This is a genomic window from Roseibium sp. RKSG952, assembly GCF_009711355.1.
Map to the genome: position 1 here is coordinate 129,216 of NZ_SMMF01000954.1, position 26,518 is coordinate 155,733.

The 26,518-nt window shown below is 55.7% G+C and carries 30 protein-coding genes, 1 tRNA gene and 1 riboswitch; of the genes, 18 read left to right on the forward strand and 13 right to left on the reverse strand.

From position 1 onward, the window contains the following. Window positions 1-5: 5 nt before the first annotated feature. The 3 genes from E1297_RS36290 to E1297_RS36300 all read right to left on the reverse strand — a co-directional run bounded on the left by E1297_RS36290 (window position 6) and on the right by E1297_RS36300 (window position 3,992). Window positions 6-1,502 carry an aldehyde dehydrogenase family protein gene (locus tag E1297_RS36290; protein ID WP_155146935.1) on the reverse strand — a complete coding sequence of 499 codons (1,497 nt, stop codon included), beginning with the start codon at window positions 1,500-1,502 and terminating at the stop codon, window positions 6-8. Between the two features lie 18 nt (window positions 1,503-1,520). Next, complete coding sequence (locus E1297_RS36295; protein ID WP_155146804.1) at window positions 1,521-2,627, reverse strand: saccharopine dehydrogenase family protein; 1,107 nt, start codon at window positions 2,625-2,627, stop codon at window positions 1,521-1,523. Window positions 2,628-2,879: 252 nt separating this feature from the next. Then, window positions 2,880-3,992, reverse strand: coding sequence for an S-(hydroxymethyl)glutathione dehydrogenase/class III alcohol dehydrogenase (locus tag E1297_RS36300; protein WP_155146805.1), 1,113 nt, complete (start codon window positions 3,990-3,992; stop codon window positions 2,880-2,882). 130 nt (window positions 3,993-4,122) lie between these two features. Here E1297_RS36300 and E1297_RS36305 point away from each other — a divergent pair, with 130 nt between their 5' ends. Then, window positions 4,123-4,410 (forward strand): I78 family peptidase inhibitor, encoded by a 288-nt coding sequence (locus E1297_RS36305; RefSeq protein WP_155146808.1) that lies wholly within the window; start codon window positions 4,123-4,125, stop codon window positions 4,408-4,410. 39 nt (window positions 4,411-4,449) lie between these two features. On the opposite strand, the gene E1297_RS36310 is transcribed toward E1297_RS36305, so the two are convergent. After that, the gene (locus tag E1297_RS36310; protein WP_155146810.1) at window positions 4,450-5,175 is read right to left on the reverse strand and encodes an SDR family oxidoreductase; all 726 of its coding nucleotides are present in this window, start codon (window positions 5,173-5,175) and stop codon (window positions 4,450-4,452) included. Between the two features lie 229 nt (window positions 5,176-5,404). Here E1297_RS36310 and E1297_RS36315 point away from each other — a divergent pair, with 229 nt between their 5' ends. From E1297_RS36315 to E1297_RS36335, 5 genes are read left to right on the forward strand one after another with little or no spacing between them, the layout of a single operon-like run. Then, window positions 5,405-6,739, forward strand: a complete 1,335-nt coding sequence (locus E1297_RS36315; RefSeq protein WP_155146812.1) for an NAD(P)/FAD-dependent oxidoreductase — start codon at window positions 5,405-5,407, stop codon at window positions 6,737-6,739. Next, window positions 6,690-7,235, forward strand: a complete 546-nt coding sequence (locus E1297_RS36320; RefSeq protein ID WP_155146814.1) for a hypothetical protein — start codon at window positions 6,690-6,692, stop codon at window positions 7,233-7,235. The genes E1297_RS36315 and E1297_RS36320 overlap by 50 nt, the downstream gene beginning before the upstream one ends. Further along, the gene (locus E1297_RS36325) at window positions 7,235-8,458 is read left to right on the forward strand and encodes an MFS transporter (protein WP_155146816.1); all 1,224 of its coding nucleotides are present in this window, start codon (window positions 7,235-7,237) and stop codon (window positions 8,456-8,458) included. The genes E1297_RS36320 and E1297_RS36325 overlap by 1 nt, the downstream gene beginning before the upstream one ends. After that, complete coding sequence (locus E1297_RS36330) at window positions 8,455-9,072, forward strand: DUF3833 domain-containing protein (protein WP_155146818.1); 618 nt, start codon at window positions 8,455-8,457, stop codon at window positions 9,070-9,072. Before E1297_RS36325 ends, E1297_RS36330 begins: the two co-directional genes overlap by 4 nt. After that, complete coding sequence (locus E1297_RS36335; protein WP_155146820.1) at window positions 9,069-9,611, forward strand: DUF3833 domain-containing protein; 543 nt, start codon at window positions 9,069-9,071, stop codon at window positions 9,609-9,611. The genes E1297_RS36330 and E1297_RS36335 overlap by 4 nt, the downstream gene beginning before the upstream one ends. A 214-nt stretch (window positions 9,612-9,825) precedes the next feature. On the opposite strand, the gene E1297_RS36340 is transcribed toward E1297_RS36335, so the two are convergent. Further along, window positions 9,826-10,314: a MarR family winged helix-turn-helix transcriptional regulator gene (locus tag E1297_RS36340; RefSeq protein ID WP_155146821.1), complete on the reverse strand. Its 489-nt coding sequence runs from the start codon at window positions 10,312-10,314 to the stop codon at window positions 9,826-9,828. A 103-nt stretch (window positions 10,315-10,417) separates the two neighbouring features. Here E1297_RS36340 and E1297_RS36345 point away from each other — a divergent pair, with 103 nt between their 5' ends. The 4 genes from E1297_RS36345 (at window position 10,418) to E1297_RS36360 (ending at window position 13,236) form a co-directional block, all read left to right on the forward strand. Then, window positions 10,418-10,786 (forward strand): antibiotic biosynthesis monooxygenase, encoded by a 369-nt coding sequence (locus E1297_RS36345; protein WP_155146823.1) that lies wholly within the window; start codon window positions 10,418-10,420, stop codon window positions 10,784-10,786. Window positions 10,787-10,823: 37 nt separating this feature from the next. Then, complete coding sequence (locus E1297_RS36350) at window positions 10,824-11,267, forward strand: hypothetical protein (RefSeq protein WP_155146825.1); 444 nt, start codon at window positions 10,824-10,826, stop codon at window positions 11,265-11,267. Window positions 11,268-11,389: 122 nt separating this feature from the next. Further along, complete coding sequence (locus E1297_RS51390) at window positions 11,390-11,578, forward strand: GNAT family N-acetyltransferase (RefSeq protein ID WP_368669801.1); 189 nt, start codon at window positions 11,390-11,392, stop codon at window positions 11,576-11,578. Window positions 11,579-12,480: 902 nt separating this feature from the next. Continuing rightward, the gene (locus E1297_RS36360) at window positions 12,481-13,236 is read left to right on the forward strand and encodes an SDR family oxidoreductase (protein WP_155146827.1); all 756 of its coding nucleotides are present in this window, start codon (window positions 12,481-12,483) and stop codon (window positions 13,234-13,236) included. A 178-nt stretch (window positions 13,237-13,414) separates the two neighbouring features. Here the strand turns inward: E1297_RS36360 and E1297_RS36365 are convergent. Then, window positions 13,415-13,490 (reverse strand) — tRNA-Lys (locus E1297_RS36365). Window positions 13,491-13,710: 220 nt separating this feature from the next. Between E1297_RS36365 and dapF the strand changes: the two genes are divergently transcribed. Both dapF and mtaB read left to right on the forward strand, forming a co-directional pair. Further along, window positions 13,711-14,544: a diaminopimelate epimerase gene (gene dapF, locus E1297_RS36370; RefSeq protein WP_209016218.1), complete on the forward strand. Its 834-nt coding sequence runs from the start codon at window positions 13,711-13,713 to the stop codon at window positions 14,542-14,544. Next, window positions 14,541-15,797: a tRNA (N(6)-L-threonylcarbamoyladenosine(37)-C(2))-methylthiotransferase MtaB gene (mtaB, locus tag E1297_RS36375; protein ID WP_155146831.1), complete on the forward strand. Its 1,257-nt coding sequence runs from the start codon at window positions 14,541-14,543 to the stop codon at window positions 15,795-15,797. Before dapF ends, mtaB begins: the two co-directional genes overlap by 4 nt. 167 nt (window positions 15,798-15,964) lie before the next feature. On the opposite strand, the gene E1297_RS36380 is transcribed toward mtaB, so the two are convergent. From E1297_RS36380 to petA, 3 genes are read right to left on the reverse strand one after another with little or no spacing between them, the layout of a single operon-like run. Next, entirely contained in the window at window positions 15,965-16,753 is a 789-nt protein-coding gene (locus tag E1297_RS36380) for a cytochrome c1 (protein ID WP_155146833.1), read from the reverse strand. Window positions 16,754-16,770: 17 nt separating this feature from the next. After that, window positions 16,771-18,102, reverse strand: a complete 1,332-nt coding sequence (gene petB, locus E1297_RS36385; RefSeq protein WP_155146835.1) for a cytochrome b — start codon at window positions 18,100-18,102, stop codon at window positions 16,771-16,773. Window positions 18,103-18,114: 12 nt separating this feature from the next. Next, the gene (gene petA, locus E1297_RS36390) at window positions 18,115-18,738 is read right to left on the reverse strand and encodes a ubiquinol-cytochrome c reductase iron-sulfur subunit (RefSeq protein ID WP_155146836.1); all 624 of its coding nucleotides are present in this window, start codon (window positions 18,736-18,738) and stop codon (window positions 18,115-18,117) included. Between the two features lie 444 nt (window positions 18,739-19,182). Here petA and E1297_RS36395 point away from each other — a divergent pair, with 444 nt between their 5' ends. Continuing rightward, complete coding sequence (locus E1297_RS36395) at window positions 19,183-19,629, forward strand: cytochrome c family protein (protein WP_155146838.1); 447 nt, start codon at window positions 19,183-19,185, stop codon at window positions 19,627-19,629. A gap of 23 nt (window positions 19,630-19,652) precedes the next feature. On the opposite strand, the gene E1297_RS36400 is transcribed toward E1297_RS36395, so the two are convergent. Further along, window positions 19,653-20,267 carry an FMN-binding negative transcriptional regulator gene (locus E1297_RS36400; RefSeq protein WP_155146840.1) on the reverse strand — a complete coding sequence of 205 codons (615 nt, stop codon included), beginning with the start codon at window positions 20,265-20,267 and terminating at the stop codon, window positions 19,653-19,655. A gap of 55 nt (window positions 20,268-20,322) precedes the next feature. Further along, window positions 20,323-20,470: riboswitch (FMN riboswitch) on the forward strand. Between the two features lie 72 nt (window positions 20,471-20,542). Between E1297_RS36400 and E1297_RS36405 the strand changes: the two genes are divergently transcribed. The 5 genes from E1297_RS36405 to cobO all read left to right on the forward strand — a co-directional run bounded on the left by E1297_RS36405 (window position 20,543) and on the right by cobO (window position 24,468). After that, window positions 20,543-20,983: a 6,7-dimethyl-8-ribityllumazine synthase gene (locus tag E1297_RS36405; RefSeq protein ID WP_155146939.1), complete on the forward strand. Its 441-nt coding sequence runs from the start codon at window positions 20,543-20,545 to the stop codon at window positions 20,981-20,983. A 94-nt stretch (window positions 20,984-21,077) separates the two neighbouring features. Beyond that, the gene (gene aroC, locus E1297_RS36410) at window positions 21,078-22,178 is read left to right on the forward strand and encodes a chorismate synthase (protein ID WP_155146842.1); all 1,101 of its coding nucleotides are present in this window, start codon (window positions 21,078-21,080) and stop codon (window positions 22,176-22,178) included. Further along, window positions 22,162-22,824 carry an HD domain-containing protein gene (locus E1297_RS36415; protein ID WP_368669800.1) on the forward strand — a complete coding sequence of 221 codons (663 nt, stop codon included), beginning with the start codon at window positions 22,162-22,164 and terminating at the stop codon, window positions 22,822-22,824. The genes aroC and E1297_RS36415 overlap by 17 nt, the downstream gene beginning before the upstream one ends. Before the next feature lie 52 nt (window positions 22,825-22,876). Continuing rightward, entirely contained in the window at window positions 22,877-23,812 is a 936-nt protein-coding gene (locus tag E1297_RS36420; protein WP_155146844.1) for a DMT family transporter, read from the forward strand. A gap of 56 nt (window positions 23,813-23,868) precedes the next feature. Then, window positions 23,869-24,468 carry a cob(I)yrinic acid a,c-diamide adenosyltransferase gene (gene cobO / locus E1297_RS36425; protein ID WP_155146846.1) on the forward strand — a complete coding sequence of 200 codons (600 nt, stop codon included), beginning with the start codon at window positions 23,869-23,871 and terminating at the stop codon, window positions 24,466-24,468. Window positions 24,469-24,489: 21 nt separating this feature from the next. On the opposite strand, the gene E1297_RS36430 is transcribed toward cobO, so the two are convergent. The 3 genes from E1297_RS36430 to E1297_RS36440 all read right to left on the reverse strand — a co-directional run bounded on the left by E1297_RS36430 (window position 24,490) and on the right by E1297_RS36440 (window position 26,445). Then, window positions 24,490-24,699, reverse strand: coding sequence for a hypothetical protein (locus tag E1297_RS36430; RefSeq protein ID WP_155146848.1), 210 nt, complete (start codon window positions 24,697-24,699; stop codon window positions 24,490-24,492). Between the two features lie 318 nt (window positions 24,700-25,017). Further along, the gene (locus E1297_RS36435) at window positions 25,018-25,383 is read right to left on the reverse strand and encodes a hypothetical protein (RefSeq protein WP_155146849.1); all 366 of its coding nucleotides are present in this window, start codon (window positions 25,381-25,383) and stop codon (window positions 25,018-25,020) included. Window positions 25,384-25,494: 111 nt separating this feature from the next. Further along, window positions 25,495-26,445 carry an AraC family transcriptional regulator gene (locus tag E1297_RS36440; RefSeq protein ID WP_155146851.1) on the reverse strand — a complete coding sequence of 317 codons (951 nt, stop codon included), beginning with the start codon at window positions 26,443-26,445 and terminating at the stop codon, window positions 25,495-25,497. Window positions 26,446-26,518 lie beyond the last annotated feature (73 nt).

The window sequence follows — 26,518 nt, forward strand, 5'->3', positions numbered from 1 at the left end:
TTACTTCAGATGTCAAACTTGACGCCCTGCGCCAGCGGCAATTCGGCCGAATAGTTCACCGTATTGGTTTGACGGCGCATATAGGCCTTCCACGCATCCGAGCCGCTTTCACGACCGCCGCCGGTTTCCTTTTCACCGCCGAACGCACCGCCAATTTCGGCTCCTGATGGACCGATATTGACGTTTGCGATGCCACAGTCCGAACCAGCTGCCGTCAGGAATTGCTCGGCCTCACGCATGTTCAGAGTGAATACGCACGAGGACAGACCCTGAGGTACATCGTTCTGGATCTCCAGAGCATCTTCAAAGTTTTCATAACCCATGACATAAAGGATCGGCGCAAAGGTCTCGGTCTTAACCGTCGCTGTCTGACCGGGCATCTCAACAATGGCCGGCTCCATGTAGACACCTGCGGGCACGCCTTCGGTTACACGATTGCCGCCAAAGACCGTGCCGCCCTCGGATTTTGCAGATTCCAGCGCTGCGGTCATCGCCTTGCCGGATGCCTCGTCCACCAGAGGACCAACCAGTGTGCCGTCCGTCAGCGGATTACCGATCGGCAGCCCGGCATAGGCTTTCTTCAACCGCGCAACCAGTTCGTCCTTGATCGAGTTGTGTACAATCAGACGACGGAGCGTGGTGCAGCGCTGTCCGGCGGTGCCAACCGCAGAAAACACGATCGCACGAACCGCCATTTCCAGATCGGCAGACGGGCCGACGATCATGGCGTTGTTGCCACCAAGCTCCAGAATGCACTTTCCGAAACGCTGCGCCACGATCGGAGCAACCGCGCGCCCCATGCGGGTTGAACCCGTGGCAGAGATGACAGGTACATCTTCGCTGGCCACCAAAGCCTCCCCAAGATCGGCACCACCGATCAGTGTTTGCAACAAGCCTTCAGGTGCATCACCAAACCGGACCAGTGCGCGTTCAAATATCTTCTGACAGGCCATCGCGGTAAGAGGGGTCTTTTCGGATGGCTTCCAGATAACCGGATCGCCGCAGACCAAGGCCAGCGCTGCGTTCCATGACCATACTGCGACCGGGAAATTGAAGGCCGAGATCACGCCAACAGGGCCGGCTGGATGCCAGGTTTCCATCATCCGATGCCCGGGGCGTTCGGATGCGATGGTCAGACCGTAGAGCTGGCGCGACAGTCCAACGGCAAAGTCGCAGATGTCGATCATCTCCTGCACTTCACCCAGACCTTCAGAGGTGATCTTGCCCGCTTCCCAGCTGACCAATGCCCCCAGATCATCCTTGGCTGCACGCAGTTCTTCGCCCAGCAGGCGGATCAACTCGCCCCGTCGCGGGGCCGGCACAACACGCCATTCCCGGAACGCGGTTTTTGCCCGGGCAAAGATCGCGTTCATTTCAGAGGCCGGTGTTTCATGGACCTCAGCCAGAACTCTGCCGTCAATCGGGGATGTTACGGTAAGCGTGCCTCCGGTCAGGTCCGCCGAAGTCAGATCCAGATTTGCGAGTGTGGTTTCTGCTGTCATGACAACGTCTTTCATGTCTCAAGCCGCCTTGTGTTGTTCGGTTACGTCGCCAGCGCGATACAGCCGGCCGAATTCGGTATTCAGGAAATCCTTCAGATTTACCTGCTCTTGTCGGATGAAGCCTTTGGAAGGCAGCGCCCCGGTTCGCATCAGATCGACGACGCCAAGCACACCTGCAGCCGTGGTGATCTGAATTGCGCTCCAGACTTGTCCATCGATGACACGCGCAAAGGACTTGTTGATCAGGGATTTCTCCCGCAACTGACCATCGATCATGCCCTTAGCCGTGCAATAGACAAGAACCACATCCTGATCGGTACGTGGCAGAGCCGCCTCAAATATTTCCTTCAGCAAATCACGACGGCGCTCCAGACCAAGGTCTGACAGCAAAAGCTTGAGGATATCGCGATGACCCGGGTAGCGGATGGAACGATAGGACACCGCTCGCGCCTTGCCTTCCAGTGTCTCAGGCAGGGTACCAAGGCCTCCGGACGTGTTGAAGCACTCATACTCGACGCCGTCATGACCAAGGATTTCATAGTCCTCAAGGGGTGCGGTCTTGACCAACTTACCGTTCACGATGGCATCGCAGGGATTGCAGTATTCATTGATCAGGCCGTCAGTTGACCATGTCAGATTATACTTCAGCGCATTGGTCGGATAGAGCGGCAACGCACCGACCCGCATATGAAGACTGTCGATTTCATCAAACTCTGATGCAAGCGCGGAACCGGCGATACCTACAAACCCCGGGGCCAGACCGCATTGCGGCATGAATGCGGTTTCGCTGTCCTTTGCCAGTTCACGCACAGCATTGGTTGCCGCAACATCTTCGGTCAGATCAAAGTAATGTGCGCCTGCTGCCTTGGCAGCCTTGGCTATCGCGGGTGTCAGAAAGAAAGGCGCTGCAGAGATAACCGCATCAAACTCCTCAAGACCTTTGGCCAGTGCCTGTTCATCACCCGCATCTATTTGCCTTGTGGCAATACCAAGCTTGTTCAATGCCGAGAGTGCGTTCAGATCGTGATCCGCAACCGTCACTGAATAATGTGGTGAGCCTTTCAGCAAGGTTGCGATCATCTGACCGATCTTCCCTGCCCCGACAATGCAAACATTCCAGCCCAAGATTTGCCTCCTCCATTCGTTGATTAATAAGAATTATGGAGCGGAGGTTGTCCGGCACACAGCATGCGTGTTGACGAAATAGCAGGTAATTTCGTCATTGTGTCGGAGATTTCTGCGTTTTGTCGACACCAGTAAGTCGCCGAAATGTTTAGCTAAACCAGCACGAATTGCCTGACCTCGTGCACACAAAGAAAAACGGCGCGCCTTTTGAGCACGCCGTCAAAATTTTGAATGAGTTAGGTTGTTGTTGCCTTAGTAAACAACCACCGACCGGATGCTCTCGCCTTTGTGCATCAGGTCAAACCCTTTGTTGATGTCATCCAGACCCATGGTGTGGGTGATCATCGGATCAATCTCGATCTTACCTTCCATGTACCAGTCAACGATCTTCGGCACATCGGTCCGGCCACGCGCGCCACCAAAGGCGGTGCCGCGCCACGAACGGCCAGTGACCAGCTGGAACGGACGGGTTGAAATCTCGGCCCCTGCGGGCGCAACGCCGATGATGATCGATTCACCCCAGCCCTTATGCGCCGATTCCAATGCCGCGCGCATCACGCCGACATTGCCGGTGGCGTCAAAGGTGTAGTCACCGCCACCTTTGGTCAGATCAACCAGATAGGGTACCAGATCGCCTTCGACTTCGTTCGGGTTCACGAAATCGGTCATGCCGAACTTGGTCGCCATCTCAACTTTCGACGGGTTCAGGTCAACGCCGACGATCTGATCGGCCCCGGCCAGACGCAGGCCCTGAATCACGTTCAAACCGATACCGCCCAGACCGAATACGATGGCGCGGCTGCCGATTTCCACCTTGGCGGTGTTGATCACCGCGCCAATACCGGTGGTTACACCGCAACCGATGTAGCAGATCTTGTCGAAGGGCGCGTCTTCACGCACTTTGGCCAGCGCAATCTCGGGCAGAACTGTGTGGTTCGAGAAGGTCGAGCAGCCCATGTAGTGCAGGATCGGGTCACCATCCAACGTCGAGAAGCGCGATGTGCCATCGGGCATCAGACCCTGGCCCTGAGTGGAACGGATCGCCTGACACAGGTTGGTCTTGGGATGCAGACAGTATTCACACTCGCGGCATTCCGGAGTGTATAGCGGGATCACGTGATCGCCCGGCTTCAGGCTGGTGACACCCGGCCCGACCTCAACCACAATGCCAGCGCCTTCGTGGCCCAGAATGGCAGGGAACAGGCCTTCGGGGTCGGCACCCGACAGGGTAAATTCATCAGTATGGCAGATGCCGGTGGCCTTGATTTCGACCAGAACCTCGCCCGCTTTGGGCCCTTCAAGGTTCACGTCCATCACTTCCAAAGGTTTGCCCGCCTGAAGGGCAACCGCTGCACGGGTACGCATGTTGCTATTCTCCCTGTCAAATTTGACCCGACCCTGCGTCAAATACAGGGTGTTTTCAACTGCGCTTTCGTGACAGGTTAGCTAAACAATTGATATTACAGAAACGACATTGCCAGAAAAAGGAGCGCCAATGCACCGTTTTATCCCGATCCTGTTCGTTCTGGCCGCCTGTGCGGAAACAACTGTGACTGAGGAAAGCGCTTCTACATCCGAGGCTGCAGCCGTTGATCTGGCGTTCTGCAAGGGTGAACCCTTTGCCGATTCTGTGGGCCAGCCGGTTTCAACGATTCAGGCCAGTTTGCCTGAAAGATCACGTGTATTGGGGCCTGATGACATCGCAACGCAGGATTATCGCATTGATCGGCTGAACGTTTATGTAAACGGCGCAGGGGTAATTCAGCGGCTGACCTGTGGGTAGATTTGGCTGAGTTTCCCGACTTTCACCCGCAACATTGGTCTATTTTCCACGGTAAACCAGAAAGTCCGGCACATAGTCCAAAAACCTTATGGCCCAGGAAAACGGAGCAGGGAAATCTGTACGAAAACGACGGCGGGACATAGCGCGCAGAACCCGATCGGCTGCGTCTTCGGGCGTCATCAGCATCGGCATCTTAAAGTTGTTCTTTTCGGTCAGCCGCGTCTTGATAAAGCCGGGATTGACGATCCGAACCGTAACGCCGGTGCCCGCCAGATCGTGCCGCATCGTTTCTGCCAGAGAGATCAGCGCAGCCTTGCTGGAACCATATCCAATCGCGGCCGGTAATCCGTGATACCCCGCAAGCGATCCGATCAGCGTGATATCTCCGCGTGCAGCGCGGACAAAACCGGGCACGGTCTCGCCCAATACCCTGAGTGCCCCGGTGAAGTTGACGTCGCTCATTGCCAGCGCGGCTTCGGTATCCCAGTCCGCCGCCTTCATAGGCTCATAAGCTCCGGCGTTATAGACCAGACCATCGATATCCCCGGCCTCAGAAACTGCATCCCGAACTGCATTCAGGTCGGTTACATCAACTGGCACAGCACGCGCGTCGGACAGCGTATCGCAAATCTCGGACAGACGATCGGCATTGCGCGCCGACAGTATCAGGCGTGCACCCTGACGGCTCAGCGCCTTGGCCAGAGCAAGACCCAATCCTTCGCTCGCGCCGATGATCCAATAGGTTTTACCTTCGAACTTACTCATGATCGGGTCTTTCTATTCGCACGAAAACGCGTGGCTTTAGAGGGAAGAGGACGCCATTCCGGTCATTTTAGAGAGAATACGAACCCGCGATACCGTCGGATCACACCAAATCGGCCGCTCATAGCCCAGAGACATGATTTAGCGCGTCTAAAATATTTTTCTAGCATGAATGATCCGCAAACAATCACCCAGCGTATCCCCTTGTAAAATGTCACACAAAGAGGATGACATGTTCGACGAAACTCGGGGCGTACGCAAAAAGATCGCGATTGTTGGTGCAGGCATTTCAGGTCTATCCGCAGCCTATTATCTATCCAAATCTCATGATGTAACACTGTATGAGGCTGAGCCCCGACTGGGCGGTCACGCCCGCACCGTGCTTGCCGGACGAAACGGAGACCAGCCCGTCGACACCGGATTCATCGTGTTCAACTATGCGACCTACCCTTATCTGACCCGTCTGTTCGAAGAACTGAATGTCCCGGTCACCAAAAGCGAAATGAGCTTTGGTGCCACGATCGACAACGGTCGCATCGAGTACGGGCTGAACAATCTCCGTACCCTGACGGCCCAAAAACGTAATCTTGCCCGGCCCGCCTATTATAAAATGATCGCCGACATCCTGCGTTTCAGCAAAGAGGCCCCCGCTGCCGCGCAGGATGATGATACCACGATCGGTGAGCTTGTTGATCAACTGCGGTTGGGCCACTGGTTCCGACACAACTACCTGATGCCCATGTGCGGTGCGATCTGGTCTACGCCTGTCGAATTCGTTGACCGTTTCCCCGCACGCTCATTGGTTCAGTTTTTCCGCAATCACGCATTGCTCGCCAGTGGCCGTGCCAAACAGCACCAATGGTGGACCGTTAAAGGCGGCAGTGTCGAATATGTTCGCCGAATTGAAACCGCCTTGCGCGCCCGTGGCTGCGATATCCGTGTCGCCACCCCGGTTGAGGGCATCCAAAGGGATTCTCTGGGGGTGAGTGTGCACAGCCATGGGCAGGCAGATTTGTTTGATGAGATCATCCTGGCTACACATTCCGATCAGTCGCTGGCCATACTTGGAGACAACGCGACCCGGGATGAAGCAGACGCGCTGGGTGCCATTCGCTATCAACCCAACAAGGCAGTTCTGCACTGCGATCCAAGCCAGATGCCGCGCCGACGTGCTTGCTGGTCCAGTTGGACCTATCGCTCGCAGGCAGGAAATGTGGGTGTCACCTATTGGATGAACCGCCTTCAGAACATCCCCGACAACGATCCGCTGTTTGTGACCCTGAACGCTTCGTCAGAAATCCATGAAGACAAGATTTATGACGAGGTCGAATTCGCCCACCCTGTTTTCGACAAAGCTGCCCTGAGGGCACAAGGCAATATCCGCGAAATGCAGGGACAAAACAGGACCTGGTTTGCCGGGGCGTATAACCGGCACGGTTTTCACGAAGACGGGATCGCCAGCGCCATGCATGTTGTTGAGCGCATCGAAGGTATCCCGCAGACCATCGGAGCTGAAAATGGCATTCTTGAAAGAGACCCGGCCATACCCGTTGCGGCTGATCTTTGATAGCCTTCGCGCAGCGCTTCTGGTGATTGCGCTGCTGGTCCCGTCGGGTCTGGCAGCTTCGGTCGTATCAAAGGAACTGAACAATGCGCAGCTGCTTGGCAGCGGCACGTTCCGATTTCTCGGGCTGCCCCTTTATGATGCAAAGCTATACACGCCCGGCGGTGCGCCCTTCAGTTGGAATGAAGACTTTGGGCTGGAATTGACCTACCGGAAAAACCTGACCCAAAAAGCACTGGTTAATTCCACACTGGAAGAGATTGCGCGCCAGGGTAACAACGCGCCCACGCGCGCTCAGTTGGAACAGTGTTTTCAAGCGGTCAGTAAAGGCGATACCTATCTGGCGATCTCGCAAGGACCCAATGTCATTGGGTTCTGGCGGAACGGGCGCAAGACCTGCACATTGTCGTATTCGGGTGCCAAACGCGGATTTATGTCGATCTTTCTGGGCTCAAACACCCGATCTGCATCGTTTACCAGCCAGCTCAAGGGGCAGTGATGCTGTATCCCAGGGTCAGCTTGTATGCTCTGATGCTCGCTGCTGCAGGCATCCCGCTTTACATCCACCTGCCACGATTTGCAGCGGTAAACTTGGGTATCGGCCTAGGTGTTATCGGGACAGTCCTTTTGATTATCCGGCTGGTTGATCTGGTTCAGGACCCTTTGATCGGCTGGGCAATTGACCGATGGCCAGATGCACAAACTCTGTTTGCCGCTGCTGCCGCGATCGGGTTAGCCGTCGGCTTTCCACTGCTTTTCATGCTCACTGACGGCGCCGGTCTCGGCACGCTGATCGCCATTCTCGTTCTACTCTTTTCGGCCTACAGCCTTGGCACCATCCTGCTTTATGGACGCAGCGCCACTCTGGCGAAACGTCCAGATCCCAAAGAGCTGATGACACTCGCCGCCTACCGCGAAGGTGGGCAGTTGACCGGAGTTATTCTTGCAGCCAGTGCGCCTGCACTGTTCGTGACTTTGGGCGCCAGTGCACAGGGTTACCCTGCGTTTGGTCTGTTCTTGGGCGTGCTGTCAGTCATTACAATCGTACTGACATTTCCAATCTGGCGGCGTCCACCGATCACCGGAGAGGGGCTGTCTTTCGCGGGCCTTGGCAAATCTGGCGGGCTCAGACTTCTTGCCCTTGCGCTGGTCAACAGCCTACCGGTTGCGATCACCTCAACCCTGTTTCTGTTTTTTGTAGAAGATCGGCTGCAACTGCCGGGCAAGGCCGGCCCTTTGCTGATCCTTTTCTTTCTGAGCGCAGGAGCAAGTGTTCCTCTTTGGGCTCGCCTGAGCAACCGGATTGGCCCGAAACAGACACTGATCATTGCAATGCCGCTGTCGATCGCCGGGTTTATAGGCGCAGCGACACTATCAGCAGGCAACCTGTCCGGTTTCGCTGTCATCTGTATCGCATCCGGTGCGGCACTTGGGGCCGATATGGTCGTTTTGCCCGCCATGTTCTCGGTCGTACTGACCCGCGCGGGACTAAACGCATCAGCCGCATTCGGCATCTGGTCATTCGCAGGCAAACTAGGCCTCGCATTGGCCGCCTTTTTCACACTGCCACTGCTTGAACGCAGCGGTTTTTTCCCGGGGCAACCTAACTCGGCGCAGGCATTGGAAACGCTCAACTTTGCCTATGCTGTCCTTCCCTGCATTCTCAAACTCGGCGCGTTCGGGATGGTTTTGACGCTGCCGTCAGAGGTATCAGCCAAATGAAACTCATCGCAGTCATCCTGTTCGCCACCCTCGCCCTGATCGTAGCAAAGGGCAGATTTCTCAGTTTTCGCGCTCAGGCACCTGCCGACTACGAAAACACAGGCCCCCAGTTTTCACTTAAGAAACATCTAAACGGAGAAATCCTGTCAGAGGGTCTGATCTATGGTCCCAATGGTAAGATGTCGAACAGCTTCGTCGCGCGTATGATGGGCGAATGGGAGGGTAATACCGGGACATTGTCCGAGTATTTCACCTATTCCAACGGTAAACAGATGACCCGAAAATGGTACCTGACGCTGGGCACCGGCAATACGTTCACAGCAACGGCCGATGACATCGTGGGCGAGGGCAAGGGTGTGATTTCCGGCGCAACCGTCAAGTTGACATATCGGATCATCCTGCCCAAGGACGCCGGTGGGCATACGCTGGATGTGACCGACTGGATGTACCTGACCGAGAACGGCGCGATCATGAATCGCTCTGAGATGCGAAAATTCGGCATCAAGGTGGCCGAGTTGGTTGCCACGATGCGCCCGTCGCCCGAGATAAAATCGGCCCATCTGCATGGCGCTAATGGTCATGATACAGACTCTGAACTGAGGCCATTGCAATGATCGCCCGCCGCACCCTTGTAGCAATCGTCGCCCTTGCAGGGTTGGTAATACTCGCCGCCTGTTCAGCCAAACCACGCGTTCCAAAGACATTTCTATCGGACCGTCAGCTGAACCTTGAGGAGTTCTTCGAGGGTAAAACTGTGGCCTATGGCCAGTTCCAGGACGTTCTGGGCAATGTCCCGCGCCGGTTCACGGTCGATATCGACGGTACCTGGGATGGTAAGACGCTGACTCTGGTAGAGGATTTCATCTATGATGACGGCGCAACCGAGCAGCGGGTCTGGACACTGACAAAAACTGGCGAGGACACGTGGACCGGGACCGCGCCGGGTGTTCTGGGAACAGCCAGCGGGGTCGAACGGGGTGATACCTTTAACTGGAAGTACAAGATAGATTTGCCTGTCAAAGATGGCACGATGCGCGTGAATTTTGACGATTGGATGTGGCTATTGGAAGACGACAGACTACTCAACCGCGCCTACGTCTCACGCTTCGGTATTCGTCTTGGTGAGGTGATTTTGTTTTTCGAGAAGAAATAGAACCTCGTGTCGGGAGCGATATGTTGGCCCTATATTGGGCGCTGCCAAAGCTGAAAACGTTTCGCGTTCTGAGGGTACCCTCACAAGCTGCTGAAGGGACGAAGGATGAAAGTGGGAGCAACGGCAGCTCTGAGCATTTACCACCACTTCAAGCTAACCGCAGAGAACGGTGGCAAGAAGCCCAGAAAGACCGATGCTGAACCCTTTACGAGCGTCAGCTTTGGTTCTGGCTCTGGTCTTGTTGCGACGAGGCTTCTTCGAGACGCATCTTGAGACGGCCTACAATGTTTTGCGCTGTCGAAATATCATCTGGCGACAGGCCTTCCGAGAGTTCATTTACCCAAGGGATTTGCCTCGCAATCGCGGCTTCGTACAACTCCTGCCCCTTTCGAGTCATAACGACCAAGTGCGCCCGCTTGTGGTGTGGGTTTGGCTGAAACTTGACGACACCCTCTTTATTCAACTCGTTGACGATCCGTTGAACGCCTTGCCGGTGAACACCCAACGTCCGCGCATGCCAGGCAACGGATTCCGGCTGATCAGCATAGGCAATGGCGCCAAGAATCTGCCACCGGGCACTTGTCAGACCGAGTTCTGATACGAGGCGGTCTCCGGCAAGCTGCAATCGACCGTTCAACCGAAACACATCCAGTATCAGCGCTGTCACGGCTTCTCCTTCTTCGGTCCTTCGGTCATCCGACATGTCGATTCCTCGCTTTATTTGACAACATATTGTCATTCTGCTTGATGCTTCCTAAATATGACAACATGGCACCAAATTAAAATGACTTTCAAGGAGTACCGAAATGGTGAGTTTCAAACCCCTCGACCCTGAGTTTCCCATTGAACAACAATTGAGCATCGACGCTGGACCCGTCGTTCTCGTCAACCTCTTCACAGTCGATCCCGTTGACCAAGACGCCTTGGTTGAAGCCTGGAAGAGCGATGCCCAATGGATGAAAAAGCAACCGGGTTACATCAGCACGCAACTGCATAAAGCTATTGGTGATGGCAGCATGTACCTGAACTACGCGGTCTGGGATTCCGTTGCGGACTTCCGCGCCGCGTTTTCAAACCCCGAATTTCAGCAGCAGCTCAGCCACTATCCTTCAAGCGCTGTGACAGCACCCCACCTGTTCGAGAAGGTTGCGGTGCCAAATTGCTGCACGGCGTGACGATGCCCTTTGAAAAAGCCAATTTGAGGGAACCGCAATGAAAACAAAGATTCACGCCATCGCGGGCGGCATCGGCTTTGTGATGATCCTCCTCTTCTGGACATCAACGGTCACCAGCGAACTCTTTGCGAGCCATGAAACAATCGCAGCTGTCAAAGCGTTGATCCTGAAGGGCATGTTCATTCTCATTCCGGCAATGGCCATTGCTGGCGGATCGGGCATGGCAATGGGCCGGAAACGCAAAGATGCGCTGACAAGAGCAAAGAAGACCCGTATGCCGATCATTGCGCTGAATGGGTTGCTGGTCCTCGTACCCGCCGCTTGGTTTCTGGCCGGCAAAGCTGCCGCTGGCGAATTCGACGGCACATTTTACACGGTTCAGGTGGTTGAACTAATCGCCGGGGCGGCCAACCTCACGATGATGGGACTGAACATTCGTGATGGTTTACGAATGACAGGCAAAATTCGGAGGCATCGCTGAAGATGCAGTACCAACCCAAGCATGGCTAAATTGCCGACATCCGAGCAAACGCAGCGAATTGGCGCTATGTCCGCAACTTCTCGACGTCTCATGATCTTGGATCCTTCAAAAACAGGCTGATTATCGTCGTTTTATCTGATGAAGAGGTCATTAGCACAGGCTCGCCGCAAGGCTTTAAACTAAATACTGTATTTGTCGCATCCGACCTGCGCCGCAAAAGGATTGGAAGTAACTTGGCGGGAAAGCTTAAAAAGGTTGCTTTCGAACGAGGTTTGCGAGAACTCACAGTTTCGTCTTCCTCATCGCGATAAAACTCCACTCGTCGCTAGGCTACATTGAGCAAGGCCGTAAGTTCTTTGGGGATGAAGAGACAGCAGTAATGGTCAAGACAACTATCTCGCCATAAGTCGTAAGCCAGCATTGTCCTGTACGTCGAACAATGTGCGATTAGGAAAGCAAGGGCATAGATCTGCCCTTGCTGGATCGCCTGCTCAAAACGGGAACCGATGGTGCGAAGGAGGTGGGTGTTCAACCTCGGGCGGGAGGCCCACGTCTTTCCTCAGATATTCCGGCAGATCGGCTCTCCTGAGCAGAACGGGCTGATCTCCGCTGGGCCGCCGGGCGAAAACGGCCACTAACTGTAGCAATAGGCTGCGCGACCGGCTGAGGGGGATGTAAAGTGATAAACTTGGCATTGTACTCTCCATGAATTGATGGAAAGCCGCCACGTGAGGAAAACATAAAAAAGGCCGCTCACGAGGCGGCCTTCAGATTGGAAACCTGTCAGACCGCTTTAACGGGCTACTGCGCCTGGCGCGCAAAGCATTGAGGTCTGACGATTCAGCATATCTATTCTCTCCTAAATCAGGGTTTCCAGTGCCCCTAACTATCAGAGTGATATCTCTGACTCAACAACCTAAACGGTTTTTGGTCGATTTTTACTCGACTGCGGTCTCTCGCGCACTCGCGGACCTTGCCTGCATTGCCGCCCTCGTTGCCTCGATCTCAGCTCATCATGCTTGTGCAAGCTAGCCCTGAGTACAAATGAACCGATGCTACAATGGACACAAATGCCCGCTTACGGCTGTAAGTTGTGAACCGACCCGTTTCTTGCGCATCCACTTCAAGTTTCTCAAGACCCGCAAGATACGGGTCGCACGTTGCTCGCGTCATTCCCTAGTTGATTGGCATGCAACTACGGAAAGGCATAGCCATGGAACTGAGAGACAAAACCATCATCGTAACGGGGGCGAGCAGTGGAATAGGTGCTGCTGCCGCACTTCTGTTTGCCTCAGAAGGAGCAAATGTTGTGTTGGGTGCACGCCGTGAACTGCGCTTGAACACAATTGTAGAGCAGATCGCACAGAGCAATGGGCGTGCCATTTGTCTAGCGGGAGACGTGACTGACGAAGCCTACTCCAAAGAGCTTGTCGATCTTGCCGAACGTCAATTTGGCGGCCTTGATGGCGCATTTAACAACGCGGGCTTGATGGGTGAGATGGGGCCGGTTCCGGAGATGGCATCCGACAACTGGCAATCAGTTCTTGCGACAAACCTGACCAGCGCTTTTTTTGCAGCAAAAGCACAGCTGCCGGCGATTGAGCAGCGCGGCGGTGGGTCCATCGTATTCACCGGAACTTTTGTTGGCTTCAGCAATGGAGGAATGCCTGGCATGGGGGCCTATGCCGCATCCAAAGCCGGGTTGATTGGGCTCACACAGTCTTTGGCATCTGATCACGCAGCGAACGGTGTTCGTGTTAACACTATTTTACCGGGTGGCACAAAAACCGACATGGCCGGAGATGACCCCGCCACACATGACTTTATTGCTGATCTGCACCCTGTGAAACGCATGGCAGAGCCAGAGGAGATTGCGCAAGCTGCGTTGTTCTTGCTGTCAGACAGGTCAAAATTTGTGACCGGTTCACCACTAGCCGTGGATGGCGGCATGGCGACCCGTCTGCTTTGAATAGTCGCCACAAAGTTTGCAGCGCATGGTTGATAGGCGAACTAATAAGTACGAAACCTGCCTCACCGAGATGCTATAAATTAGGATGTTGAATTTGCGGGCGCTAGGTGGGCACGGAGCGACCGAACTTCAACGCCACTACTGGCGTCTACGCAAATACTTGTTTTTATTTAAAAAGTGGTGAGCCGTGCAGGATTCGAACCTGCGACCCACTGATTAAAAGTCAGTTGCTCTACCAACTGAGCTAACGGCCCACTCTTTTGTTGGATCTTGTCGATCCGTGGCGCTCTCTAAGGCATTTTACCGATCAGGTTCAAGCCCTTATTTTGCGCCTCGTTTCGCCGGTGTTTAACTTGTTTCCGGCGTCCCGATAGGCGGCCTAATTAGGCAGGTGGCGCAGGGGGGTCAACCCCTTTTTTCAGGAATCTGCGTGACAGGGTGGATTCATTTTGTGACCATCGCTATATGCCCGCCATGCAACACTCACACGATACCGGTTTGCCCTTTATGAAGATGCACGGGCTGGGCAATGACTTTGTCATTGTCGATGCGCGCGCTCATTCTGCGGCCATTACTCCGGCTCTGGCCAAAGGAATCGGACATCGACAGTTTGGTGTTGGTTTCGATCAGCTAGCCGTCATCGAAAGCGGCGAATCGGACGCGCACCTGGTGTTCTATAATGCGGACGGCTCTACATCGGCGGCCTGCGGGAACGCCACCCGCTGTATTGCACGGTTTCTGATGGAGGAAACCGGGAAATCCGAACTTACGCTGACGACTGAACGCGGGACACTCTTCGCCCGCGATGCGGGAAACGGTCTGACATCCGTTAACATGGGGCAGCCTCAGCTAAACTGGCAGGAAATTCCGTTGTCCGAGGAGATGGATACATTGGAGCTGCCGATCGAAGGCGCACCGACCGCGACCGGTATGGGCAATCCGCATTGCACGTTTTTCGTTGAGAATGCCGAGGCAATACCGCTTGAGGAATTTGGCGCGCGATATGAGTACCACCCACTTTATCCCGAACGCACCAATGTACAGGTCGCCCAGATCATCGGGACCGACCATATCCGGATGCGCGTCTGGGAACGGGGTGTCGGAATCACGCTCGCCTCAGGCTCTTCTTCCTGCGCGACTGCGGTTGCGGCGGCTCGGCGTGGCCTGACAGGGCGTAAGGTGCAGATAGAACTGGACGGTGGCACCATCTGGATTGACTGGCGCGACGACGGTGTCTGGATGACCGGGCCAACTCGCCATGTCTTCTCTGGCACTTTGACGCCAGAGTTTCTGGAGTCGCTGGGATGAGCGCACCAAAATTCACAACACTGGGCTGTCGGCTCAACGCCTATGAAACCGAGGCGATGAAAGAGCTGTCGCAGCAAGCCGGGTTGCAGGATGCGGTGATCATAAACACCTGTGCCGTGACCGCCGAAGCCGTGCGCAAAGCCCGGCAGGAGATTCGCAAGCTGCGGCGTGAAAACCCAGATGCGCGCCTGATCGTGACGGGCTGCGCTGCGCAGACCGAGCCTGAGACATTTGTACAGATGGATGAGGTCGATGCGGTCATCGGCAACACCGAGAAAATGCAGCCCGAAACCTGGAAAGGTATGGCCGCTGATTTCATAGGTGAGACCGAAGCGGTGCAGGTCGATGACATCATGTCGGTGACTGAAACAGCTGGCCATCTGATTGACGGTTTTGGGACCCGATCCCGCGCTTATGTACAGGTCCAGAATGGCTGTGACCATCGCTGTACCTTTTGCATCATTCCCTATGGCCGCGGCAACTCACGCAGCGTCCCAGCGGGCGTTGTGGTGGATCAGATCAAGCGGCTGGTGGACAAAGGTTATAACGAGGTTGTTCTGACCGGCGTCGACCTGACCTCATGGGGGGCAGATCTGCCCGCGCAGCCCAAACTGGGCGATCTGGTCATGCGCATCCTGAAGCTGGTGCCCGACCTCCCGCGCCTGCGGATCAGCTCGATCGATTCGATTGAGGTTGATGAGAACCTGATGCAGGCCATCGCGACTGAACCGCGCCTGATGCCGCATCTGCATCTGTCCCTGCAGCATGGCGATGACCTGATCCTAAAACGGATGAAACGCCGTCACCTGCGTGATGATGCAATCCGCTTTACGGAAGAGGCGCGCAGGTTGCGCCCTGAAATGACTTTTGGCGCAGACATCATCGCCGGTTTCCCGACAGAGACGGATGCCCATTTCGAAAACTCGCTAAAGCTGGTGACAGAGTGCGATCTGACCTGGTTGCATGTCTTCCCATATTCCAAACGCGAAGGCACACCCGCCGCACGCATTCCGCAACAAGTGAACGGAAACACGATCAAGGAACGCGCAGCCAGGCTTCGTCAGGCCGGCGAGCAGCAGGTTGTCCGCCACCTTGAGGCTCAAATTGGCAAGACACATCAGATCCTCATGGAAAACCCGCATATGGGCCGCACAGAACAGTTTACCGAAGTGACGTTCGACCAAGCGCAAATCGAAGGTACGATTGTGAGCGGCGTCATTACCGGCAAATCTGCTTCGCAATTGCGGGCATAGCTCCGCAGTCGCATCAGCAGGATCGGCCTCTGAACGCTTGATGGATCAGGCTGTGGTCCCTTTCGCATTCGCTATCCGGAAAACCACCCTGCGAATTCGGGTATCACTAAAAAAAACCCCCGCGACCATCCGGTGCGGGGGTTTTGCATTTGCGATCACTTAAGACCTTAGTCCTTACGGATCTTACCTTTGTGAGGTGCCCAAAGGCGCTTGTTCACAAGATAAAGCAATACCGACATAATCGTCAGGAAGATTACGCCAACGAAGCCTGCATTCTTGCGGTCCATCATCTTGGGCTCAGCCGCCCACATCAGGAACGCAGAAACATCTTCGGACATCGCTTCAACACTGGCCGGGTGACCATCGGCGAACTCGACCTGATCTTCAGCCAGCGGCGGGGCCATAGAGATCCAGCCACCGGGGAATGCGGTGTTTTCGTACAGGATCGTACCCGCTTCTTCCTTTTCCTTACCGGTATAGCCATCCAGCAGAGAGGCGATGTATTCCGCGCCACCCATGCCTTTGACCAGCTGGTTGATACCCAGACCATAAGGACCATGGAAACCGGCACGCGCCTTTGCCATCAGGCTCAGGTCAGGTGCGCCAACGGCGTCGTTGGCCGGGAAGTGGTCGGTCGGGATGGCCGGGCGGAAATCGTCCAGCTCGGGATCGAACACTTCGAAGTTGTCAGCCGAATAAGTGATGACCTGCTCTTCGGTGTACCCAAGATCCTCAAGGGTACGAAGAGGCACGTATCTCAGGCCGTGGCAGGCCGCGCAGACTTCGGTGTAAACCTGAAGGCCGCGCTGAAGCTGATGTTCATCATAGGTGCCGAACGGACCTTCGAATGAAAAGTCAAAGTCCTCGATGTGCTGCTCACCGCCACCTGCCGCAAAGGTTGAGGCGGGCGCAAGGGCCAGAGCAAACGCGGCACCGATTGCAAGTTTCTTGAACATGATTCCGGTCCCTCTTCTTACTCGGCCGGCGTGGCATCGGCGTTAGCCTTGCCATAATGCGCGTTGAAGTCTTCTTCGATGGTTTCCGGCGGCACATCGGGTTTTTCGATGACACCCAGGATCGGAAGGATCACGAAGAAATAGGCGAACCAATAGGCAGACGCGATCAGCGAGAAGGTCGCATAAGGCTCTTCTGCGGGCATCGCACCCAGCCACATCAGCGCAAAGAAGTCGACGATCAGCAGGTAGAACCACCATTTGAACATCGGACGATACTTGCCCGAACGCACGGTCGAAGTGTCCAGCCAGGGCGCCAGGGCCATGGCCAGGATCGCACCGAACATCGCGATCACACCAAAGAACTTGGCGTCGATGATGCCGCCGGTGATGAAGCTGGCGAACTGAACGACCCATACCTCACCGGTGAAGGCCCGCAGGATCGCGTAGAACGGCAGGAAGTACCATTCAGGGACGATGTGTGCAGGTGTGACCAGCGGGTTGGCTTCGATGTAGTTGTCCGGGTGACCCAAGTAGTTCGGCATGTAGCCAACAATGGCCCAGAACACGACCAGAATGACGGCCAGTGCGAACAGATCCTTGATCACGAAGTAGGGCCAGAACGGCAGCGTGTCTTTCTCGGCCTCGGCCTTTGAGCCGCGACGCACTTCAACACCTGTTGGGTTGTTGTTGCCGGTAGTGTGGAAGGCCCAGATGTGCACGACAACCAGCGCCGCAATGATAAAGGGCAGCAGGTAGTGCAGCGAGAAGAAGCGGTTCAGCGTAGCATTGTCCACTGCGGGTCCGCCCAGCAGCCAGGTCTGGATTGCGTCGCCAACAAATGGGATCGCGCCGAACAGGCCGGTGATCACGGTTGCGCCCCAGAAGGACATCTGACCCCAAGGCAGAACGTAACCCATGAACGCAGTACCCATCATCATCAGGTAAATGAGCATACCGATGATCCACGTGATCTCACGCGGGGCTTTGTACGAGCCGTAGAACAGGCCGCGGAACATGTGAATGTAGACCGCAACAAAGAACAGCGACGCGCCGTTCATGTGCAGATAGCGGATCATGTAGCCGCCATTCACGTTACGCATGATGTGCTCGACGCTGGCGAAGGCCAGGTCGACATGCGGGGTGTAGTGCATCACCAGAACAATGCCGGTAACGATTTGCAACGCCAGGCAGAATGCCAGAACGATGCCCCAGATCCACCACCAGTTCAGGTTCTTGGGGGTTGGGATCATGAGGGTGTCATAAAGCAGGCCGACGATCGGCAGACGGCTGTTCAGCCACTTCTCGCCTTTGGTCTTTGGCTCATAGTGGTCGTGGGGAATTCCTGACATTCTGGGTCTCCCTTAGCCGAGTTTGATTGTGCTGTTGTCCACCCATTCTGCGGGCGGGACAGGAAGGTTCTCGGGCGCGGGGCCCTTACGGATACGACCGGCAAGGTCATAGTGCGACCCGTGGCAGGGGCAGAACCAGCCACCAAAGTCGCCGGCGTCGCCCAGCGGCACACAGCCGAGGTGCGTACAAACGCCCATCTGAACAATCCATGCACCCGGCGCTTCGCCTTCGGGCGACGGCATCACGCGGTTGGCGTCCGTCGCAGGAGCATCAGGGTTCAGGTTGAAGTTACGGGCCAGCGGATCAGGCAGCGCATCAACGCCTTCTGCATCCTGTTCCTGGGCTTCGGTGATCTCGGCACCTGTGCGGTGACGGATAAAGACCGGTTTACCCAGCCATTTCACGGTCAACTGCGTTCCAGGCTCGACCCCGCTTACGTCAACGCGGATCGAGGACAGAGCCTGTACATCTGCCGAAGGATTCATCTGGTTGACCAGGGGCCAAACAACAGCCCCCGTTGCTACGACACCTGCGCCGCCAGCGACGTAGTAGAGGAAGTCTCTGCGGGTGCCTTCGTGGTCTTCTGCGTGGGACACGAGGTTTTCTCCGATTATCTGGCGCCCGCGTACGGGCATATAGCTCGCGCACCGCACGAATGCGGTGTCTTAAACGGGGTATCTATCGGGGAGAAATCGGTTCGTCCAGCGGTCATAGGCGCGCATTACGCCGCATCCGGGCTTTCATGTCACAACGAAGGCCAATTATTTCAAGATATGAAGCGGATTAAATCTGTTTCATCACTTAGAGCACTCGGCAACAAACTTGCTGATTCGGCGGAATCCGCTTCCTCTGTAAGCGGTGGCTGAAGGTCCGACCACCACTCAGACGCCGTTTCGAACGGGTGGATTGGACAGTAATCAGAAACGGAATTGCGCAACCATAGCGGTATTGTATTTAGTTTAAATTATTAATTTAAAATAGATATTTCCAGATCCGCCCCGAGAGGCAGATTCCTGTTGCACCCCAAACGAGAATGTCCGAAAGGCCAAATCGCGCGAACTCCTTACAGGAGATAACTCATGTCAAAGGTCACTGTGACCACGGTGTTGTTAACGATTGCGATTTCAACTCAGGCCTCGGCTGCCGGTGATCCGGAAAAAGGTGAAAAACTCTACAATAGATGCTCATCCTGCCACGCGATCATCAAGGATGGCGAAGTTCTGGTCAAAGGCGGCATCACCGGACCGAATCTCTATGGGGTGGTCGGGCGAGTTGCCGGATCCGAAAACGATTATCGCTATGGAAGCGAGCGTTTGCCCATCGGTATGTTCACCGATGATATGATCCGTGCGGGTGATGAAGGTCTGGTCTGGACTGAAGAAAACATCGCGGCTTACTCCGAAAACCCAATCGTTTTCATTCAGGAGTATCTGGATGACGAATCAGCCCGCCCCAACATGAGCGTTAAGCTGAAGAAAGGGGCCGACGATGTCGCGGCCTATCTCGCCACCTTCAGCGATCAGTAAAAAGTTTCCAGGTCCGGCGCTGGTCACGTCGTCCGCATCAACGCGGCCAGCCGTCCGGTTTCAACACCAAAACCCGCAGCCTCAACCTGATCAGCAGCGCCCAATCGAGCATCTTCTGTCTTGTTTTGGTTCAGTTTCCAAGTGCCCTGAACATCTTCGACCTGCATGCGGCACGGCACGATCATCCGCATCATCCGCTCCAATGCGCCCTCGGACATTTTACCTGTGACCCAAGGCGGTTTTGGCAACAGGCGTGTTTCATAAAATTCTGACTGGCGGTCCAGAAGATCAGGCAATGCATCCTGCGGCATCAGCTCAAGTTGGCCGGTCAAATGCACCGCGACATAATTCCAGGTCGGCACCTGATCTTCGACTACATACCAATCCGGAGAAATGTAGCCATCTGGCCCGGAAACTGCGATCCGCACAGTCTGAGGCTGCTTCAATAACCGAACAATGGGATTTGAACGTACAAGATGAAGCTCTGCCACTTGCCCATCTTCATCCAGAAGGAATGGGACATGGCTTAGCAACGGCGCATCCTGCGTCGACAAGGCAAGAATACCAAACGCGCGATCCCGGGCGAAGGTAACATGGCGCGCGCGATCTTCGGCGCGAAAGGCTGGGTTGGGGTGCATACCTGTCCTCCTGCCAACAGCACTTGCAGAACCGGGCAGTCCTTGGCAAGCTCTGCGATGTTCTCAGGGCGGGGCGAAATTCCCCACCGGCGGTATGCGGGCTGCGACCCGTAAGCCCGCGAGCGGCCTCGGTTAATGGGGTGTCAGCAGATCTGGTGAAAAGCCAGAGCCGACGGTTACAGTCCGGATGAAAGAGAACGTGTAGCGCGTCGGCCTTGCCGCGTGCCTGCCCGTGATCGCCTTGGGTGACGTGTCTGTTGCGAAAGGAGATCATGATGACACACACCCGCTATGCCTTTGTAAAAGCCAACTGGCATTCCGATATTGTTGATCAGGCCCTAGAAGGGTTTCTGGAACTCATCCCCGCCGATCAGGTTGACGTATTCGACGTCCCCGGCGCGTTTGAGATGCCGCTGCTGGCCCGCGATCTGGCCCAGACCGGCCGCTACGCAGCCGTCGCCTGCGCAGCGTTTGTTGTGGATGGCGGTATTTACCGGCACGATTTTGTCGCACAGGCCGTTGTTGATGGGTTGATGCGCGCTGGCATGGATACAGGCGTACCGGTCCTGTCCGTTTCCCTGACGCCGCATCAGTATCAGGAGACCGATCACCACAACGCAATCTACCGCGCGCATTTTGTCGAAAAAGGCCGCGAAGCCGCACAAGCTGTGCTGAAAATCAACGCGACGCGCGCAAAACTCGCCACCGCTGCGTAAGCTCATTGGGTTGGGGCAAGCACGCCCCAACCGCAAATCCGCTTGAGGCCAAGGGCCTTGCCCGCTAATCACGACGCTCAAAGGAGCATGCCCCATGTCGATGAACAGTTTTGGCCACCTCTTCCGCGTCACCACCTGGGGTGAGAGCCACGGGCCCGCGTTGGGTGCGACCGTCGATGGCTGCCCTCCGGGCGTTGCGATCGATGAGGACATGATTCAGCACTGGCTGGACAAGCGCAAACCGGGTCAGAACAAGTTCACCACCCAGCGGCGTGAACCCGATCAGGTGAAAATCCTGTCCGGCGTGTTCGAAGGCCAGACCACGGGCACGCCAGTGCAGCTGATGATCGAAAACACCGATCAGCGCTCGAAAGACTACGGCGATATCATGGACAAGTTCCGTCCGGGTCACGCCGACATCACATACTGGCAGAAATACGGGATCCGCGACTATCGCGGCGGCGGGCGCAGCTCGGCACGGGAAACCGCATCGCGTGTAGCTGCTGGCGGGTTGGCTCGAGAAGCGATCAAGCAGATCGCACCCAACGTTCAGATCACCGGCTACATGACCCAGATTGGGCCGCACAAGATCGATCGGGACAACTTCGACTGGTCCCAGATCGAACAGAACCCGTTCTGGACCCCCGATGCTCAAGCGGCTGAGGACTGGGCAACTTACCTGGACGACCTGCGCAAGTCTGGAAACTCAGTTGGCGCGATTGTCGAAGTTGTGGCACGCGGCGTACCTGCCGGGATCGGCGCGCCGGTTTATGCCAAGTTAGACACTGATCTGGCCGCTGCGATGATGTCGATCAACGCGGTGAAAGGCGTTGAGATCGGTGAAGGTATGGCCGCCGCCGAGCTGACGGGTGAGGCAAACGCCGATGAGATCTTCATGGGGCAGAACGGCCCCCAATACAGCTCGAACCACTCTGGCGGTATTCTCGGCGGGATCTCGACGGGTCAGGACCTCGTCGTGCGGTTCGCAGTCAAGCCAACATCGTCGATCCTGACCACCCGCAAGACCATCACCAAATCCGGTGAAGAGACCGAGATCATCACCAAGGGCCGACACGACCCGTGCGTTGGCATCCGCGCCGTACCAGTGGGCGAGGCGATGATGGCCTGCGTAATCCTGGATCACCTGCTGTTGCATCGCGGCCAAATCGGCGAGAACCGTGGCCGGATTGGCTGAACTTCGCGACCGCCTGCGCGACATCGTACAGGCCCGCATGGCAACAGATCCAGCCCATGATCTGGCCCATCTGGACCGGGTCTGGGTAAATGTGCAGGCCATTGCGAATGACCAGAACGATATGCGCGTGCTACTTGCTGCGAGTTACCTTCACGATCTGGTCAATCTGGCAAAAGACGATCCGAACCGCCATCTGGCCTCACGGCGATCCGCCGAGGGATCAGAGTCTATTCTTAAGAATCTGGGCTTTGCCGTGAGCGAAATTCAGAACACTCAACATGCAATTGTTGCCCACAGCTACTCTGCAAGGGTTCCTCCGGAAACGGACGAAGCATGCATCCTGCGTGACGCCGACCGTCTGGATGCTCTGGGTGCCATCGGTATAGCCCGTACTTTTTCAGTTGCTGGTGCATTGGACCGCCCGCTTTATGATCCTTCTGATCCTTTCGCAGAACAGCGACCCCTGAATGATCTGCAATTCTCTATTGATCACTGGAAGGTCAAACTCCTGAAGTTGCCGGACGATATGCTGACGGAAGCAGGCAAAGAAATTGCACATACCAGAACCGCGCGCATGATCCGGTTTCTCGAAGACTTCGCAGATGAGATTGGCAGCACGCTGCCACGAAACTGGGCAAATCGATAATCCCGACCAGCAGACATTGATCTTTGCCAAACAAAGGCGCAGGGTCGCGCGGATGGCAAAATCCTTAACATCGCATCGACCTGTTCTTGCCGTGACGCTGAAGCTCAGCGCGCTGTTTTTGTTCACGGCTATGTCGGCGCTGGTCAAAGCCCTGTCAGAAGACTTTCCGCCCGGCGAACTGGTGTTCTTTCGCTCACTTTTTGCCATCCCGGTCATCATTATCTGGCTGATATCACGCGGAGAATTGGCGCAGGGTTTTGTCGTGAAGAAACCAATGGGCCACTTCTGGCGCGGAGTGCTGGGCACGATGGCGATGGGCCTGACCTTTACGGGGCTTAGCCTGCTGCCGCTGCCCGAAGTCACGGCAATTGGCTACGCCACTCCGATCTTCACTCTGATTCTTGCCGCAGTCATGCTGGGTGAGCGCATCCGAATGATACGCATCGGCGCAGTCGCCATCGGGCTGCTGGGTGTCTTGATCATGATCTGGCCTCGCCTCGGCAGTAGCGAACTGGAAGTGGCGGCCACCATCGGGGCTCTGTGCGTTCTTGGTGCAACCATCGCCCGTGCCTTTGTTCAGATTCACATTCGGCAGCTGGTTCAGGTCGATCATCCTGCGGCGATCGTATTCTATTTCTCGATGACGGCGACGCTGCTGTCCGGGCTAACCGTTTTCTGGGGCTGGACCATGCCCACGTGGGAACAGGCCGCTATCCTGATTGCGATGGGTCTGACAGGTGGCGTTGCCCAGATACTTGTCACCTCGTCTTACAGGTTCGGGCAGGCTTCGATGCTGGCGCCATATGATTATACCAGCATGCTGTTTGCCATAATCATCGGATATCTCTGGTTTGACGAACTGCCGACACTTGCCATCCTGATCGGTGCAGCGCTCGTCATTGCTGGCAATGTGGTGGTGATCTGGCGTGAACATCAACTTGGGTTGGAGCGTGGCAAAGCCCGATCGGTGACAGACCCGAAAGCGTGACTTTACCTTTTCACAACTTTCCCTAGTTTGGGCCGGAGATTTGACGAGGTATCCCCATGAGCGACGCACAGGATCACAAAGAAAAGATGCAGGAGGTGCAGGCCAAGCACCGCAAGAAAGTGTCCGAGGCGGTCGACCCCGGGCGCGGTCTGGTTCTGATCAATACCGGCAAGGGCAAAGGCAAATCCTCTGCCGCTTTTGGTGTCGTAATCCGCGCGCTGGGGTGGGGCCAAAAGGTTGCCGTGGTGCAATTCATCAAAGGCAAGTGGAAAACCGGTGAACGCCGTTTCTTTGAAGAGCGGGATCTGGTGACCTGGCACACGATGGGTGAGGGCTTTACCTGGGACACCCAAGATCGCGAACGCGACATAGCCGCAGCAACCGCTGCCTTCGACAAAGCATGTGCGCTGATGGCAAGCGGAGACTATGATCTGGTCGTGCTGGACGAAATCAACATTGCGTTGCGCTATGAGTATCTTTCGGTCGAGACCGTTATCGAAGGTCTCAAAGCCCGGTCAGACAAAACCAGCGTTTTCCTGACAGGCCGTGATGCACCCCAGGAACTGCGGGAATATGCGGATCTGGTGACCGAAATGACCGAAGAAAAGCACCCGTTTCAGGCTGGCATCAAAGCTCAGCGCGGCGTGGACTTTTGATATTCTAAGCCCCGTTCGAGCTTATGTTTTCGGGCGGGGATCGCTGTTTTCGTGCAGCCTGCGAACGGATTGGCGTGGTTCTTCGCGATCTTCGGGATACGGATCACAGCAACCTTCAGGATTTTCACAACACTTTTGATCCAGATAGGCGGCAATATCGTCGTCCATTGAACATCCGCCAATCGCGGATGTGCCCTGCAATGAGACCAACTTATCGATCGGATCGCGCATATTGCCACCCCTTGGTTCGTTTCCGAGACGGTGGCGCGCCCTCACAATGGAATTCGCTAAGCGCGCAAACCGCCTCGAAACTTAAGGCTTGATCATCTCGTATCTGGCGTTGCGCTATATCTGATTAATTTAGTCAGATTTATCAAGCCCTGAAGCGAAAATTTTTGATCCAACCACCTGCGCGCTCTTTCTCGCTGTTTCGAAAAATTAAAGTCAGGTGATGGCCAATCCCACGGCCTGAGCCGCCGGTGCTTAACACGGGCGGCTCAGTTTTTTTGAGCGTAGCGCTCAGATGTGGTGACAGAGGCGGACGCTCTGTCAGGCGGTTACGCCCTGTTCTGGTGCGCTGAGTGAGATCACAGCAACGACGGCAGCGCCGTTCAGCCAGTAGTAGATCGCATCCAGTCCCGAGAAGCCAAACAGGCTGGGCGCAAACAAAAAGGTGATACCCACAATCAGATCAACCGCGAGATGGAATTTGTAAGGCAGAACCCGCCAGATCCCCAGATGATGATCGGTCAAGACGGTCAGAACAAAAGCAGCAGCACCGGTAACAACAGACAACCAAATCGCCATTGGGTTCGACTGCCCCAGCCCCAGGACAAAAGGCAGGATCATCAACGCAATGGCCACCGGATAATCCAGATATGCGTGGACCGAACGGGTTACGAAACGAAGAGACATCTGAATTTCCTTTCCTTGATGAGATATGACCAAAGAATAGGAAGCGCGGGACGGACGGTGCAGCCCAGATCGTCTCAGAAACATTGCCGATCGTTCAGAAGTTTCGGATTATCAGTGCATGGCCCTGTAAGCCGCCGGGGACAGGCCAACCTGCTTTTTGAACACCCGAGAGAACGCGGCCTCCGAGGCATATCCGACCTCGGCCGCAGCATCCGCTACGTTCCAGCGGCTTTCTGTCAATCCATGACAGGCGATCTGCATGCGCCAATCCGTCAGGTACTGCATTGGCGTCGTGTGCATCTTTTCTGCAAACAGTTGCGCAAAAGCGGTGCGTGACATGCCTGCCTCTTTGGCCAAGGTGGCGACGCTCCACTCCTGAGCGGGGGATTGGTGAAAAGCTGTCAGAGCGCGGGAAATGCGCTGATCGGCGAAACCAGCCAAAGCTGCATCACTTGTGCTTTGACGTTCAAGGTATGCACGGATGGCCTGCGCGAACAGAACCTCTGACAATTTCAGCGCGATCAGATCGCCCCCGATCCGCGCTCCGGCCACTTCGGAACCGATCATGCGCAAAGTAGCCTCGACCCAGGCACCCGCGTCCTCACCATAGTTTTCGATCAGAATATATGGCGGCAACCGGTCTATCAACATATGGCCGGTTCCACGGCGACCGGCGGGTCCGGTGAATGAGAAATGCCCGCAGATCAGCTGCGTATCCCTGTCCTCATCCGCGCCACCATACACAAGAACACCGTCGCCCTTGTAACCCGAAGCCTCCAGAACCTGTTCCAACGGCAGCGCGTCCATCGGCTTGACCTCGTTGCACAGCAGTGCGTGTGCCGCACCATGAGGGATAAGGATCAGATCACCCTGCCGCAGACGAATGGTTTCGCCGGTGGAAGAAACGTAGACCTTCAGCTCACCCCGCTGAACAAAATGGAATCGTGCCACGTTTTCAAAGCTCGGCACCTGAATCCCGAAAGGCGGAGTGAAAGACGTGCGAAAGTAAAATGTTCCCCGCAAAGACAAACGGGTGAGAATATCGCTGAGCAAATCCAACATGGCCCGAACCTATCTCAATTAGAGCGTTCGTCCACCTGTCTGAACGATTGGCATGGAATTCCGCACGCACCGC